The sequence below is a fragment of the Citrobacter sp. wls716 genome, from assembly GCF_005280975.1.
Classification (GTDB): Bacteria; Pseudomonadota; Gammaproteobacteria; order Enterobacterales; family Enterobacteriaceae; genus Citrobacter; species Citrobacter youngae.
Genome location: NZ_SZWX01000024.1, coordinates 256,131 through 269,622, shown reverse-complemented (window position 1 = coordinate 269,622; position 13,492 = coordinate 256,131). Strand labels below are relative to the sequence as shown.

Sequence of the window (13,492 nt, the reverse complement as noted above, 5' to 3'; positions counted from 1 at the left end):
GGCGTAAATAGCGCCTGGATTCCCACAGGGTTGAAAACTCTTCTTACATTTGCGCGCAAATTCGCGTTTACCTGTACAACGTTGGTTGTTTTTTAATATTTACTACTCCGTTAGTATTATTTTATTAATATGGATTGCCTTTTATGACTGTTCAGGATTACTTATTAAAATTCCGCAAAATCAGTTCGCTAGAAAGTCTGGAAAAATTGTTCGATCATCTTAACTACACACTTACTGACGATAGCGACATTATCAATATGTATCGCGCTGCAGACCACCGCCGTGCCGAGCTCATTTCGGGAGGCCGCCTGTTCGATGTTGGCCAGGTACCCAAATCCGTCTGGCATTACGTGCAATAAACAAGACAGTAGCGCCTGGCGTTAAAAGCTTTATAATAATTGCCCCAAAATGAACGGCATGTCTGTTCGCGCGCGTAAACCTGGAGATGAAATGACTACAACACCGGCACAACGTATCGGAGGCTGGCTACTTGGGCCATTGGCCTGGCTGTTAGTCGCGTTGTTAAGTGCTTCGCTGGCGTTACTGCTGTATGTCACTGCGTTGGCCACACCGCAGACATTCCACACGCTGAGCGAGCAAAGTACGACGAATTTGCTGCTATGGGGCGTCTCCTTTATTACCGCTATCGCCATGTGGTACTACACGCTGTGGCTGACCATCGCGTTTTTCAAACGCAGAGTCTGTGTGCCAAAACACTATATTATATGGCTGCTGATCTCGGTGTTACTGGCAATTAAAGCGTTTGCATTTTCACCTGTTCCGGATGCGTTTGCCGTGCGTCAACTGCTGTTCCCTTTGTTAGCGGCTGCGCTGCTGGTACCCTATTTCAAACGCTCGCAACGCGTTAAGACGACGTTTGTGAACCCGTAATAACCCTACAGTTAACCTGTTGTCGCCTGTTGTAGATTGTCAGATAATAGGCGGCTTTTTTATTTCAGGCCGAAAAATGACTGATTACCTGCTGCTGTTTGTCGGAACTGTACTGGTCAATAACTTTGTACTGGTCAAGTTTCTGGGCTTATGCCCCTTTATGGGCGTTTCCAAAAAACTGGAAACCGCAATGGGTATGGGCCTCGCCACGACCTTTGTAATGACGCTGGCATCCATTTGCGCATGGCTGATTGACACCTGGATCCTCATCCCGCTCGATCTCATCTACCTGCGCACGCTGGCCTTCATTCTGGTCATCGCCGTGGTGGTACAATTTACCGAGATGGTTGTACGCAAAACCAGCCCTGCGCTGTATCGCCTACTGGGGATCTTCTTACCGCTGATCACCACTAACTGCGCGGTATTAGGTGTAGCGTTGCTGAACATCAACCTCGGGCATAATTTTTTACAGTCGGCGCTGTACGGTTTTTCCGCCGCCGTCGGCTTCTCACTGGTGATGGTTCTGTTCGCCGCAATTCGCGAACGCCTCGCCGTGGCAGACGTTCCTGCCCCCTTCCGCGGTAATGCGATTGCGCTGATTACCGCTGGTTTAATGTCTTTGGCCTTTATGGGCTTTAGTGGTTTGGTGAAGTTGTAATGAATGCTATCTGGATTGCCGTTGCCGCAGTGAGTCTGCTGGGTCTGGCGTTCGGCGCTATTTTGGGTTATGCCTCTCGTCGATTTGCCGTCGAGGATGATCCAGTCGTGGAGAAAATTGATGAAATTCTCCCGCAAAGCCAGTGTGGGCAGTGCGGTTATCCGGGCTGCCGTCCTTATGCTGAAGCTATTGGCTGTCAGGGCGAAAAAATCAACCGATGCGCCCCTGGTGGCGAAGCGGTGATGCTAAAAATTGCGACCCTGTTGAACGTCGATCCGCAACCTATTGATGGTGATGAACAGGACGCTACCCCCGTTCGTATGCTGGCGGTGATTGATGAAAATAACTGTATCGGCTGCACAAAATGCATTCAGGCCTGCCCGGTCGATGCCATCGTGGGCGCTACGCGTGCCATGCACACGGTGATGAGCGATCTGTGCACCGGATGCAATTTGTGCGTTGATCCGTGCCCGACCCAATGTATCGAATTACGCCCGGTCGCCGAGACGCCTGACAGCTGGAAGTGGGATTTAAACACTATTCCTGTGCGCATCATTCCTGTGGAACAACATGCTTAAGTTATTCTCCGCATTCAGAAAAAATAAAATCTGGGACTTTGATGGCGGCATTCACCCACCTGAAATGAAAACCCAGTCTAACGGGACACCGCTGCGGCAGGTTCCGCTGGCTCCGCGCTTTATTATTCCGTTGAAGCAGCATATTGGCGCTGAAGGTGAACTGTGTGTCAATGTGGGCGACACCGTGCTGCGTGGTCAGGCGCTAACCCGTGGGCGCGGCAGAATGTTGCCCGTACACGCCCCGACCTCCGGCACCGTTGTTGCCATTGCCCCGCACTCTACCGCGCATCCTTCGGCTTTAGCTGAACTTAGCGTCATCATTGATGCGGACGGCGAAGATCGCTGGATTGAGCGTGACGGCTGGGCAAATTATCGTGCCCGCAGCCGCGAGGAGCTCATAGCCCGTATTCACCAATTCGGTGTTGCCGGACTCGGCGGCGCAGGTTTTCCAACCGGCGTCAAATTGCAGGGTGGCGGTGATAAAATTGAAACACTGATCATCAACGCCGCTGAATGTGAACCCTACATCACCGCCGATGACCGCTTAATGCAAGATTGCGCGGCCCAGGTGGTCGAAGGTATCCGCATACTTGCTCATATTCTTCAACCGCGCGAAGTCCTGCTGGGTATTGAAGATAACAAACCGCAGGCTATCTCCATGCTGCGCGCAGTGTTGGCTGATTCTCACGATATCAGTTTACGAGTCATTCCCACTAAATACCCGTCAGGCGGTGCCAAACAACTGACGCAAATCCTGACCGGGAAACAGGTTCCTCACGGTGGACGTTCCTCCGATATCGGGGTGCTGATGCAAAACGTGGGGACTGCCTATGCTGTCAAGCGGGCCGTTATTGACGGCGAGCCAATCACCGAGCGTGTGGTCACGCTAACGGGCGAAGCAGTCAGCCGCCCGGGCAACGTTTGGGCGCGATTGGGCACGCCTGTTCGTCACCTGCTCAATGATGCAGGTTTCTGTCCTTCTGCTGACCAGATGGTGATCATGGGCGGTCCGCTGATGGGCTTTACCCTGCCCTGGCTGGATGTTCCCATCGTGAAGATCAGCAACTGCCTGCTTGCGCCTTCTGCCAGTGAAATGGGTGAACCGCAGGAAGAAAAAGGCTGTATTCGCTGTAGCGCCTGTGCCGATGCCTGCCCTGCCGATCTTCTGCCGCAGCAACTTTACTGGTTCAGTAAAGGCCAGCAGCATGATAAAGCGACAACCCACAACATTGCTGACTGCATTGAATGCGGTGCCTGCGCCTGGGTATGTCCAAGCAACATTCCCCTGGTGCAGTATTTCCGTCAGGAAAAAGCCGAGATTTACGCCATTAGTCAGGAAGAAAAACGAGCGGCTGAAGCAAAAGCGCGATTTGAAGCCCGACAGGCGCGCCTTGAACGTGAAAAAGCAGCGCGTCTTGAGCGGCATAAAAACGCAGCTGTACAACCTGCAGCGAAAGATCATGATGCCATCGCTGCTGCACTGGCTCGCGTGAAAGAGAAACAGGCCCAGGCTATGCAGCCGGTTGTCATTCAGGCGGGTGAAAAACCTGATAACAGCGCAGTGATTGCCGCACGTGAAGCGCGAAAAGCGCAGGCTCGCGCCGCACGCACTGATAATCCGTCAAAAGATGAGGACAGCAGAGCGGGTGCGGATCCACGCAAAGCTGCCGTCGAAGCCGCAATTGCCCGTGCCAAAGCCCGCAAGCTTGAGCAGCAGGCAGCTACGGAAACAACCGAACCGGTTGATCCGCGCAAAGCCGCCGTCGAAGCCGCAATTGCCCGTGCCAAAGCCCGCAAGCTTGAGCAGCAGGCAGCCACGGAAACAACCGAACCGATTGACCCGCGCAAAGCTGCCGTCGAAGCCGCAATTGCCCGTGCCAAAGCCCGCAAGCTTGAGCAGCAGGCAGTAACGGAAACAGCCGAGCCGATTGATCCACGTAAAGCCGCCGTTGCGGCCGCTATTGCTCGCGCTCAGGCAAAGAAAGCCGCACAGCAGCAGGTTGTAAACGAGGAATAAATGGTATTCAGAATAGCTAGCTCCCCTTATACCCATAACCAGCGTCAGACATCGCGTATCATGATGCTGGTTCTGATTGCTGCATTACCAGGAATTGCCGCTCAATGGTGGTTCTTCGGCTGGGGTACATTGTTCCAGATAGTGCTGGCATCGGTCAGTGCCATCGCCGCCGAAGCGGGCGTGCTTAAACTACGTAAACAGCCCGTTGCCGCGATCCTGAAAGACAACTCCGCCCTGCTTACAGGGTTGCTGCTTGCCGTCAGTATTCCTCCCCTGGCTCCGTGGTGGATGGTGATCCTGGGTACCGTCTTCGCCGTTATCATTGCCAAGCAGCTGTATGGCGGTCTTGGGCAGAATCCATTTAATCCGGCAATGATTGGTTATGTCGTGCTGTTGATCTCATTCCCGGTGCAGATGACAAGCTGGCTGCCACCACATGAAATTGCCGCTACGGTGCCCGGCTTTTTTGATGCTTTAAACGTTATCTTTACCGGACATACCGCTGGCGGCAGCGATATGAACACGCTCCGTATAGGGATCGACGGCATCAGTCAGGCAACGCCTCTCGATACCTTTAAGACGTCACTACATGCAGGGCGTACCGTTGAACAGGTGATGCAGTATCCGATTTACAGCGGCATGCTCGCGGGCGCGGGTTGGCAGTGGGTTAACCTTGCCTGGCTGGCGGGCGGCATCGTGTTGTTATGGCAGAAAGCGATTCGTTGGCACATCCCGGTGAGCTTCCTGCTATCGCTCGCTGTTTGCGCCACGTTAGGCTGGATTTTCTCGCCAGACTCTCTGGCATCACCGCAGTTGCACCTGCTTTCCGGCGCCACCATGCTGGGTGCATTCTTTATTCTTACCGATCCCGTTACGGCATCAACTACCAACCGTGGTCGCCTGATTTTTGGCGCGCTTGCGGGTCTGTTGGTCTGGCTGATTCGTAGTTTTGGCGGTTATCCTGATGGTGTGGCTTTTGCCGTATTGCTGGCAAATATCACGGTTCCGCTGATTGATTATTACACTCGCCCTCGCGTGTACGGACATCGCTAAGGACTCCCTATGCTGAAAACGATTCGTAAACACGGTATTACACTGGCGCTGTTTGCTGCGGGCTCGACGGGGTTAACCGCGGCAATCAATCAATTAACCAAGTCCACTATTGATGAACAGGCCGCGCTGCAGCAAAAAGCGCTGTTCGATCAGGTTCTGCCTGGCGAACGCTACAATAATAACTTGCCTGAGAGTTGTTATCTGGTCGATGCGCCAGCGTTAGGCAAAGGCAGCCACCGAGTGTATATTGCCCGCCAGGACGATCGTCCGGTTGCGGCAATTCTGGAGGCCACGGCCCCCGATGGTTATTCCGGCGCAATTCAACTGCTGGTTGGTGTAGATTTCAACGGTACTGTGCTGGGTACGCGGGTGACAGAACATCATGAAACACCAGGCCTCGGTGATAAAATCGAGTTACGTCTGTCAGACTGGATAACCCATTTTAGCGGCAAAACGATTAGTGCAGAGAACGACCCTCACTGGGCGGTGAAAAAAGACGGCGGCGACTTTGACCAGTTTACGGGCGCAACCATCACGCCGCGTGCAGTAGTGAATGCAGTAAAACGCGCCGGTTTATATGCGCAGACGCTGCCTGCGCAACTTCCTCAACTTAGCGCCTGTGGAGAATAACCATGAGCGAAATTAAAGACGTCATTGTTCAGGGGCTTTGGAAAAATAACTCCGCCCTTGTACAGTTACTCGGGATGTGCCCGTTGCTGGCCGTTACCTCTACTGCAACCAATGCGTTAGGTCTGGGGCTTGCGACCACGCTGGTGTTGACCCTGACAAACCTGACGATTTCAGCGCTACGCCGCTGGACACCGCCCGAAATCCGTATTCCCATTTATGTCATGATCATCGCCTCCGTAGTGAGTGCGGTACAAATGCTTATCAATGCCTACGCCTTTGGCCTGTATCAGTCTTTGGGTATCTTTATCCCCTTGATTGTGACCAACTGTATTGTTGTTGGCCGCGCAGAAGCCTTCGCCGCTAAAAAGGGCCCTGCTTTATCCGCGCTCGATGGTTTTTCTATTGGCATGGGGGCGACCGGCGCCATGTTTGTTCTCGGATCGCTGCGTGAAATCATAGGTAACGGTACATTGTTCGACGGCGCAGACGGACTGCTGGGCAATTGGGCCAAAGTCCTGCGCGTGGAGATCTTCCATACTGACACACCATTTCTGCTGGCCATGCTACCGCCGGGTGCATTCATTGGCCTGGGGCTGATGCTGGCTGTTAAGTATCTGATTGATGAAAAGATGAAGAAGCGTCGTGCCGAGGCCGCTATGGCAGCAGACCCGGCGGGTGAAACAGGGAATGTGTAATGAACAAAGCAAAACGGCTGGAAATACTGACGCGCCTGCGTGATAACAATCCGCATCCGACAACCGAGCTTAATTTTACATCACCGTTTGAACTGCTGATTTCGGTCTTGCTCTCCGCGCAGGCCACCGATGTCAGCGTCAATAAAGCAACAGCTAAGCTTTACCCCGTCGCTAATACGCCTGCCGCGATGCTGGAACTCGGCGTTGAAGGTGTTAAGTCCTACATCAAGACAATCGGTTTGTTTAACAGCAAAGCGGAGAACGTGATTAAAACCTGCCGCATTTTACTGGAAAAGCACAATGGCGAGGTTCCGGAAGACAGAGCCGCATTAGAAGCCCTGCCTGGCGTTGGGCGCAAGACGGCGAATGTAGTGTTAAATACCGCCTTCGGCTGGCCAACGATTGCCGTAGATACCCACATTTTCCGGGTATGTAACCGGACACAATTTGCCCCAGGTAAAAACGTCGAACAGGTCGAAGAGAAACTGCTGAAAGTCGTCCCCAGTGAATTTAAAGTCGATTGCCACCACTGGTTAATTCTTCATGGTCGCTACACCTGCATAGCCAGAAAACCACGTTGCGGTTCCTGCATTATCGAAGATCTTTGCGAATTCAAAGAAAAAGTCGATATCTGACAACATGGGGCCACAACGCTGGCCCCTATTTCATAACGATTAGTTATGCACTTCTCAACCGTTAATTTCCCGACAATGATGCCGTACCTTCCTGCATATCTAATGTAATATTCTTGTGAACTAACACCTGAGTAGGTTAATCGTTTTTTTAATAGTAGAAATTTCTATCCATCCGTGATCAAGATCACCCTGATAACATTATGTAAAATATTTATTATTTTGTAGTTAAAATGACAATCAGATGACCTGACAGGTTCGTTTCGATACAAAACATTACACTGGCTATTTTTCAGATAATGGACCATATCACTACCTTCAAGCCAAAATAGCAGAACATATCGCCACATTCCCATTTTAACCCCATCCTGACAGTGTAAAAATCTGCCATTCTCCATATGAAGAAATTTAACGCTGGATAACATTTCTCAGCCCCGACGATTTCACCACCTGAGTTATATGTAACAGATTATTACAAACCCCTTGTCTGAATGGTCAAGATAGTGAACATTACTTGCCGTTTCCCCTCCCACTATAACAATCGGACGGATGAACTTGACTCATCACGTACCAGAACACCCCCGTTGATATGGGATGTAAAAAAAGAGGTAAAAGTGTCTACTGCAAACAATAAACCAACAGAAAGCGTCAGTTTAAACGCCTTCAAACAACCAAAAGCGTTCTATCTCATTTTCTCAATTGAGCTATGGGAACGTTTTGGTTATTACGGCCTGCAAGGGATTATGGCCGTCTACCTGGTGAAGCAACTGGGTATGTCAGAAGCGGATTCCATCACCCTTTTCTCCTCCTTTAGCGCCCTGGTGTATGGCCTTGTTGCCATTGGTGGCTGGTTAGGTGATAAAGTTCTGGGTACAAAACGCGTCATTATGCTGGGTGCCGTTGTCCTGGCCATTGGTTATGCGCTGGTTGCATGGTCTGGTCACGATGCAGGTATCGTTTATATGGGTATGGCAGCCATCGCGGTCGGTAACGGCCTGTTTAAAGCGAACCCATCTTCCCTGCTTTCTACCTGCTATGCCAAAGATGACCCGCGTCTTGATGGTGCATTCACCATGTACTACATGTCCGTCAACATCGGCTCATTCTTCTCTATGCTGGCAACACCGTGGCTGGCAGCGCGTTACGGTTGGAGCACCGCGTTCGCCCTGAGCGTTGTGGGTATGCTGATCACCGTTGTTAACTTCGCCTTCTGCCAGCGCTGGGTTAAACAGTACGGTTCCAAGCCTGACTTTGAACCAATCAACTTCCGTAACCTGCTGCTGACTATCGTTGGCGTTGTGGTGCTGATCGCGATTGCGACCTGGCTGCTGCACAACCAGCAGATCGCACGTATGGTTCTGGGTGTAATTGCTATCGGTATCGTATTTATCTTCGGTAAAGAAGCCTTCACCATGCACGGTGCTGCCCGTCGTAAAATGATCGTCGCCTTCATTCTGATGCTGGAAGCGATTATCTTCTTCGTGCTGTACAGCCAGATGCCGACCTCACTGAACTTCTTTGCGATTCGTAACGTTGAGCACTCTATTCTTGGCATTGCTTTCGAACCTGAACAGTACCAGGCGCTGAACCCGTTCTGGATCATCATTGGTAGCCCAATCCTCGCCGCTATCTATAACAAGATGGGCGATACGCTGCCGATGCCAACCAAATTTGCGATTGGTATGGTGCTGTGTTCCGGTGCGTTCCTGATCCTGCCGCTGGGCGCTAAATTCGCGACCGATGCGGGCATCGTTTCTGTTAACTGGCTGATCATCTGCTACGGTCTGCAAAGTATCGGTGAACTGATGATCTCTGGTCTGGGCCTGGCGATGGTGGCACAGTTGGTTCCACAGCGTCTGATGGGCTTCATTATGGGTAGCTGGTTCCTGACCACTGCCGGTGCAAACATCATCGGTGGTTACGTGGCTAACATGATGGCGGTTCCGGAGAATGTGACCGATCCGCTGATGTCTTTGGAAGTCTACGGTCGCGTGTTCCTGCAGATTGGTGTTGCAACGGCGGTTATCGCTGTTCTGATGCTGCTGACGGCACCGAAACTGAATCGTATGACTCAGGACGACGAAGCCGATGAGAAAGCCGCTAAGGCCGCAACAGCGTAATTCTCAGGGAAACTTAATTTCAGGCCGCTAACTGTTGTTAGCGGCTTTTTTTTTGCTCCAGGTAGCACTACCATACGGTATACCTCAGCCAAAAGGAGTTACCGATGAAACTGTTCTACAAACCGGGCGCTTGTTCTCTCGCTTCCCACATCACACTTCGTGAGAGCGGTAAAGATTTCACTCTGGATGGTGTTGATCTGATGAAGAAACGCCTGGAAAACGGCGACGATTTTTTCGCGGTAAACCCGAAAGGACAAGTTCCCGCACTGTTGCTGGATGATGGTACACTACTGACCGAAGGCGTCGCCATCATGCAATATCTCGCAGATACCGTTCCAGACCGTCATCTCCTGGCCCCTACCAGCAGTCTCTCACGCTACAAAACTATCGAATGGCTTAACTATATCGCTACAGAGCTACATAAAGGTTTTACCCCACTGTTCCGCCCGGACACGCCAGATGAGTACAAACCAACCGTACGCGCATTGCTTGAGAAAAAAATGCAGTATGTGAACGAATCGCTGAAAGACAACCCGTGGATTTGCGGCGCACGCTTCAGCATTGCTGATGCCTATCTGTTTACCGTACTGCGTTGGGCGTATGCGGTTAAGTTGAATATGGCAGGATTAAGCCATATCGAGGCGTATATGGCGCGGATGGCTGAACGCCCGGCGGTTGCCGCAGCGCTTAAAGCGGAAGGATTAAATTAATTGTTGTTGCCGGGTAGCGCTTGCGCTTACCCGGCCTACAGCCAAACCCAGGCCCGATAAGCGTGAGCGCCATTGCACATTGATTACAGCTGAGTAGCGCTAAAGTAGTGTTCCGGTTTCGCGATACGATCCTGAGCGGCAACCACCTGCAGCTCATACTCCTGCATCTCTTTGGTGGCGATCATAATTTCGTACACCGCCGCAGTCACATGTTCCAGCGCCTGCTGCAATGAAGCCCCCTGCAACAGTTTAACCAACAGCAAGCCACTGGTGACATCACCAACGCCAACCGGTTGGCGTGAGCCAAAATCAACAAGCGGACGGCTGATATGCCACGCCTGATCAGCGGTGACCAACAGCATCTCAAAGCGATCTGCGCTCATGCCTGCACGGGCAAGATGCTTAACCAGCACAATTTCCGGCCCCTGCGCAATCAGTTCACGGGCAGCCAGCACCGCCTCATCAACATTGTTAACCGCATGCTCGCACAGAATTTCGAGTTCAATCAGATTTGGCGCGATAATGTCGCTGGCCGGAAGTGCGTGACGAACATGAAATTCCGCAACGCCAGGCGCCACGATGCACCCTTTTTCAGGATGACCCATCACTGGATCGCAAAAGAATTTCGCCTGGGGATTTGCCGCTTTCACTTTGCGCACAATACCCAGAATATGCTCGCCCTGCTCAGCGGATCCCAGATAACCACTCAGCACCGCATCGCAGGTCTGAAGTTTATCGATATCAGCAATGCCCTGAACAATCTCAGTCAGGTGACTGGGTGGCATAACACAGCCGGTCCATTTACCGTACTGCGTGTGGTTAGAAAACTGAACGGTGTTGAGCGGCCAGACATTCGCGCCAAGACGACGCATCGGAAATTCGGCAGCACTGTTGCCGGCATGGCCAAAAACAACGTGGGACTGGATGGCGAGGATATTCTTCATTTTACTTACCACAACCCTAAAAAATAAAGGGGCGTAGTTTCCCACACCCCTGCTGACTTTGACTTACTTCCAGCAAATCAGACAGTAGTTCTTTTTGCCACGGCGCAGTAAGGTGTAGCGGCCGAACAAAATATCACTGTCCTGGAAGAAATATTCCGGGTCAGATTGTTTCTCACCATTAATGGTGACCGCATTAGACGCAATGGTCTTACGCGCCTGACCGCGAGAAGGCTGCAGTTCAGAATCCACCAGCGCCTGCATCAGGTCGGCACCCTTGTCCATTTCAATCATCGGTACACCATCCTGTGCCAGCTGTTCGAAGTCCGCTTCGCTCAGGTCGCTCAGGTTACCATTGAACAGGCTTTCGGTAATGCGTTTCGCCGCCACTAAACCTTCTTCGCCGTGAACCAGACGCGTTACCTGCTCAGCCAGAACATACTGGGCACGCGGCGCTTTACCGCTGTTCTTATCTTCTTCTTCCAGCGCATTGATCTCTTCAATGTCCATGAAAGTGAAGAATTTCAGGAAGCGATATACGTCCGCGTCAGCTGTGTTGATCCAGAACTGGTAGAACTTGTATGGGCTGGTTTTCTTCGGATCCAGCCAAACTGCGCCACCTTCCGTTTTACCGAATTTGGTACCGTCAGCTTTAGTGATCAGCGGAACCGTCAGGCCAAATACCTGATTCTGATGCAGACGGCGGGTCAGATCGATACCCGAGGTAATGTTACCCCACTGGTCAGAACCGCCAATTTGCAATGCCACGCCATGCAGTTTATTCAGGCAGGCAAAATCATAACCTTGCAGCAGGTTGTAAGAAAACTCGGTAAAGGAGATCCCCTGATCGTCACGGTTCAGACGCTGCTTAACCGCTTCTTTGTTGATCATCTGGTTTACGGAGAAGTGTTTGCCGATATCACGCAGGAAAGTCAGTACGTTCATACCGCCAAACCAGTCGTAGTTGTTCGCAGCAATCGCCGAGTTGTCGCCACAGTCGAAATCGAGGAACGGTGCCACCTGTTTGCGGATTTTATCCACCCACTCCTGCACGGTATCTTCAGTATTCAGTTTACGCTCGGCGGCTTTAAAGCTCGGATCGCCAATCAGACCCGTTGCACCACCCACCAACGCAACAGGCTTATGGCCTGCCTGCTGGAAGCGTTTCAGGCATAACAATGGAACCAGATGCCCCAAATGCAAGCTGTCAGCGGTAGGATCGAAGCCGCAATAGAGCGCGATCGGGCCTTGCGCCAGTCGCTCTGCTAACGCTTCCTCGTCCGTCACCTGGGCCACCAGCCCCCGCTCTTGCAATTGTTTAATCAAGTTACTGCTTGCCATCAAAATCTCCATGTATAAAACGACTGCACCTTTGCCGGTACACGACTTTTCGCCTGATGCGAAAGAGACATAGAATAAAGCGCCGGATTCATCAGCACCAGCGCTTAAAACAAGAATTTTGCATCTTTAGGGGGCCAGACGGTCAATTTTCCACGCGTCATCTTCACGTTGGTATAAAAAACGGTCGTGCAGACGGTTTTCACCACCCTGCCAGAACTCCATTTGTTCAATGCTCACGCGAAAGCCGCCCCAGAAACTCGGCAACGGAACTTCCCCTTGCTGAAACTTCTGCTTCAGCTCAAGAAATTTACTTTCCAGAATTCCGCGTGCGGAGATCCGACTGGACTGCTTAGAAACCCAGGCGCCAATCTGGCTATCGCGCGGGCGACTGTGGAAATATTTTACCACCTCAAGCGTGGACAAGCGTTCGGCCTTGCCGATGACCATCACCTGCCGTTCCAGCGTATGCCAGGGGAACAAGAGGCTAATGCGTGGGTTGTTCTCGATCTGGTGCGCCTTACGGCTGCCCATGTTGGTATAAAACACCAGCCCTTTGTCATCATAATGTTTGAGCAACACGATTCGCTGATACGGCTGACCGTGTTCATCGACTGTTGCGACGACCATAGCGGTAGGGTCTGCCAGTTTGGCATCACAGGCTTGCCCCAGCCAGCGCTCAAACAGCGCAAGGGGTTCGGCGGGAAGATCGCGGCGGCGAAGACCACCTTTCGTGTATTCACGGCGCAGATGCGCGATTTGCTGCAATTCGTCGTTATCAGACATGATGTTGGCTACGGATTGTCAGTGGGTGACGCTATTGTGCGCCGCCCAGGTGAAAATCTCAACGCTTCGGGTTCTGTAACTGACAGTTATTTAGCACAATTCTGTCTCGTTTATAGACCGTTGCCTCGTCGCCTTTAGACCAGAAGACATAGATACCATCGGTATAGCGTGCACCTGATGCCGACACACCCTGTTTGAGATTCAATAGTTGATTATCATAAACAAAGCTCGCCACCTGTCGGGTATTGTTCAATTTTACGGTAAGCGGTTTTTCATCACAGCGGTATTCGAGCGTATCCGTTTGCATGCGCTCGACAAATTGGTTGTACACACTACAACCGGTAAGCAATACGGGCAGACACACTAATAACAATTTTTTCATAGCCATATCCTGAAGACTTTCCTGGTCCCGGAGGGCAAAAACACCCTCCCTAACATCCCTA

At 51.7% G+C, this 13,492-nt stretch carries 15 protein-coding genes; 11 read left to right on the top strand and 4 right to left on the bottom strand.

What is annotated here, in order from left to right; genetic code table 11:
• Window positions 1-143: 143 nt before the first annotated feature.
• The 11 genes from ydgT to gstA all read left to right on the top strand — a co-directional run bounded on the left by ydgT (window position 144) and on the right by gstA (window position 9,984).
• A complete protein-coding gene (ydgT, locus tag FDX24_RS07705) occupies window positions 144-359 on the top strand; it encodes a transcription modulator YdgT (RefSeq protein WP_003832804.1) in 216 nt (71 codons plus the stop codon).
• A 91-nt stretch (window positions 360-450) separates the two neighbouring features.
• Entirely contained in the window at window positions 451-891 is a 441-nt protein-coding gene (locus FDX24_RS07700) for a DUF2569 domain-containing protein (RefSeq protein ID WP_116361209.1), read from the top strand.
• 76 nt (window positions 892-967) lie between these two features.
• The gene (gene rsxA / locus FDX24_RS07695; protein WP_005121199.1) at window positions 968-1,549 is read left to right on the top strand and encodes an electron transport complex subunit RsxA; all 582 of its coding nucleotides are present in this window, start codon (window positions 968-970) and stop codon (window positions 1,547-1,549) included.
• Entirely contained in the window at window positions 1,549-2,127 is a 579-nt protein-coding gene (gene rsxB, locus FDX24_RS07690) for an electron transport complex subunit RsxB (protein WP_005121200.1), read from the top strand. Before rsxA ends, rsxB begins: the two co-directional genes overlap by 1 nt.
• Window positions 2,120-4,144, top strand: a complete 2,025-nt coding sequence (gene rsxC, locus FDX24_RS07685) for an electron transport complex subunit RsxC (protein WP_137364084.1) — start codon at window positions 2,120-2,122, stop codon at window positions 4,142-4,144. Before rsxB ends, rsxC begins: the two co-directional genes overlap by 8 nt.
• Window positions 4,145-5,197 carry an electron transport complex subunit RsxD gene (gene rsxD / locus FDX24_RS07680; RefSeq protein WP_101742540.1) on the top strand — a complete coding sequence of 351 codons (1,053 nt, stop codon included), beginning with the start codon at window positions 4,145-4,147 and terminating at the stop codon, window positions 5,195-5,197. It abuts the gene before it with no gap.
• A 9-nt stretch (window positions 5,198-5,206) separates the two neighbouring features.
• Window positions 5,207-5,827, top strand: coding sequence for an electron transport complex subunit RsxG (rsxG, locus tag FDX24_RS07675; protein ID WP_048211747.1), 621 nt, complete (start codon window positions 5,207-5,209; stop codon window positions 5,825-5,827).
• A 2-nt stretch (window positions 5,828-5,829) separates the two neighbouring features.
• A complete protein-coding gene (locus FDX24_RS07670; protein ID WP_048211748.1) occupies window positions 5,830-6,522 on the top strand; it encodes an electron transport complex subunit E in 693 nt (230 codons plus the stop codon).
• Window positions 6,522-7,157 (top strand): endonuclease III, encoded by a 636-nt coding sequence (gene nth / locus FDX24_RS07665; protein WP_048211749.1) that lies wholly within the window; start codon window positions 6,522-6,524, stop codon window positions 7,155-7,157. The genes FDX24_RS07670 and nth overlap by 1 nt, the downstream gene beginning before the upstream one ends.
• 611 nt (window positions 7,158-7,768) lie before the next feature.
• On the top strand, window positions 7,769-9,274 hold the full coding sequence (gene dtpA, locus FDX24_RS07660; RefSeq protein WP_048211750.1) for a dipeptide/tripeptide permease DtpA: 1,506 nt from the start codon (window positions 7,769-7,771) through the stop codon (window positions 9,272-9,274).
• Between the two features lie 104 nt (window positions 9,275-9,378).
• On the top strand, window positions 9,379-9,984 hold the full coding sequence (gstA, locus tag FDX24_RS07655) for a glutathione transferase GstA (protein WP_137364083.1): 606 nt from the start codon (window positions 9,379-9,381) through the stop codon (window positions 9,982-9,984).
• 83 nt (window positions 9,985-10,067) lie between these two features.
• Here the strand turns inward: gstA and pdxY are convergent, their stop codons facing one another.
• From pdxY to mliC, 4 genes are all read right to left on the bottom strand, one after another.
• A complete protein-coding gene (gene pdxY / locus FDX24_RS07650) occupies window positions 10,068-10,928 on the bottom strand; it encodes a pyridoxal kinase PdxY (protein WP_048211752.1) in 861 nt (286 codons plus the stop codon).
• Between the two features lie 63 nt (window positions 10,929-10,991).
• Entirely contained in the window at window positions 10,992-12,266 is a 1,275-nt protein-coding gene (tyrS, locus tag FDX24_RS07645; protein ID WP_020996426.1) for a tyrosine--tRNA ligase, read from the bottom strand.
• A 126-nt stretch (window positions 12,267-12,392) separates the two neighbouring features.
• Complete coding sequence (gene pdxH, locus FDX24_RS07640) at window positions 12,393-13,049, bottom strand: pyridoxamine 5'-phosphate oxidase (RefSeq protein WP_048211753.1); 657 nt, start codon at window positions 13,047-13,049, stop codon at window positions 12,393-12,395.
• Between the two features lie 58 nt (window positions 13,050-13,107).
• Window positions 13,108-13,437, bottom strand: a complete 330-nt coding sequence (gene mliC / locus FDX24_RS07635; protein WP_086523662.1) for a C-type lysozyme inhibitor — start codon at window positions 13,435-13,437, stop codon at window positions 13,108-13,110.
• Window positions 13,438-13,492: the final 55 nt, after the last annotated feature.

Bases quoted from the DNA above. Each gene is read 5' to 3' on its own strand.
- mliC (WP_086523662.1), bottom strand. From the start codon at position 13,437: ATGGCTATGAAAAAATTGTTATTAGTGTGTCTGCCCGTATTGCTTACC.
- FDX24_RS07670 (WP_048211748.1), top strand. From the start codon at position 5,830: ATGAGCGAAATTAAAGACGTCATTGTTCAGGGGCTTTGGAAAAATAAC.
- rsxC (WP_137364084.1), top strand. From the start codon at position 2,120: ATGCTTAAGTTATTCTCCGCATTCAGAAAAAATAAAATCTGGGACTTT.
- rsxD (WP_101742540.1), top strand. From the start codon at position 4,145: ATGGTATTCAGAATAGCTAGCTCCCCTTATACCCATAACCAGCGTCAG.
- nth (WP_048211749.1), top strand. From the start codon at position 6,522: ATGAACAAAGCAAAACGGCTGGAAATACTGACGCGCCTGCGTGATAAC.
- FDX24_RS07700 (WP_116361209.1), top strand. From the start codon at position 451: ATGACTACAACACCGGCACAACGTATCGGAGGCTGGCTACTTGGGCCA.
- pdxH (WP_048211753.1), bottom strand. From the start codon at position 13,049: ATGTCTGATAACGACGAATTGCAGCAAATCGCGCATCTGCGCCGTGAA.
- tyrS (WP_020996426.1), bottom strand. From the start codon at position 12,266: ATGGCAAGCAGTAACTTGATTAAACAATTGCAAGAGCGGGGGCTGGTG.
- rsxA (WP_005121199.1), top strand. From the start codon at position 968: ATGACTGATTACCTGCTGCTGTTTGTCGGAACTGTACTGGTCAATAAC.
- ydgT (WP_003832804.1), top strand. From the start codon at position 144: ATGACTGTTCAGGATTACTTATTAAAATTCCGCAAAATCAGTTCGCTA.
- pdxY (WP_048211752.1), bottom strand. From the start codon at position 10,928: ATGAAGAATATCCTCGCCATCCAGTCCCACGTTGTTTTTGGCCATGCC.
- rsxG (WP_048211747.1), top strand. From the start codon at position 5,207: ATGCTGAAAACGATTCGTAAACACGGTATTACACTGGCGCTGTTTGCT.
- gstA (WP_137364083.1), top strand. From the start codon at position 9,379: ATGAAACTGTTCTACAAACCGGGCGCTTGTTCTCTCGCTTCCCACATC.
- rsxB (WP_005121200.1), top strand. From the start codon at position 1,549: ATGAATGCTATCTGGATTGCCGTTGCCGCAGTGAGTCTGCTGGGTCTG.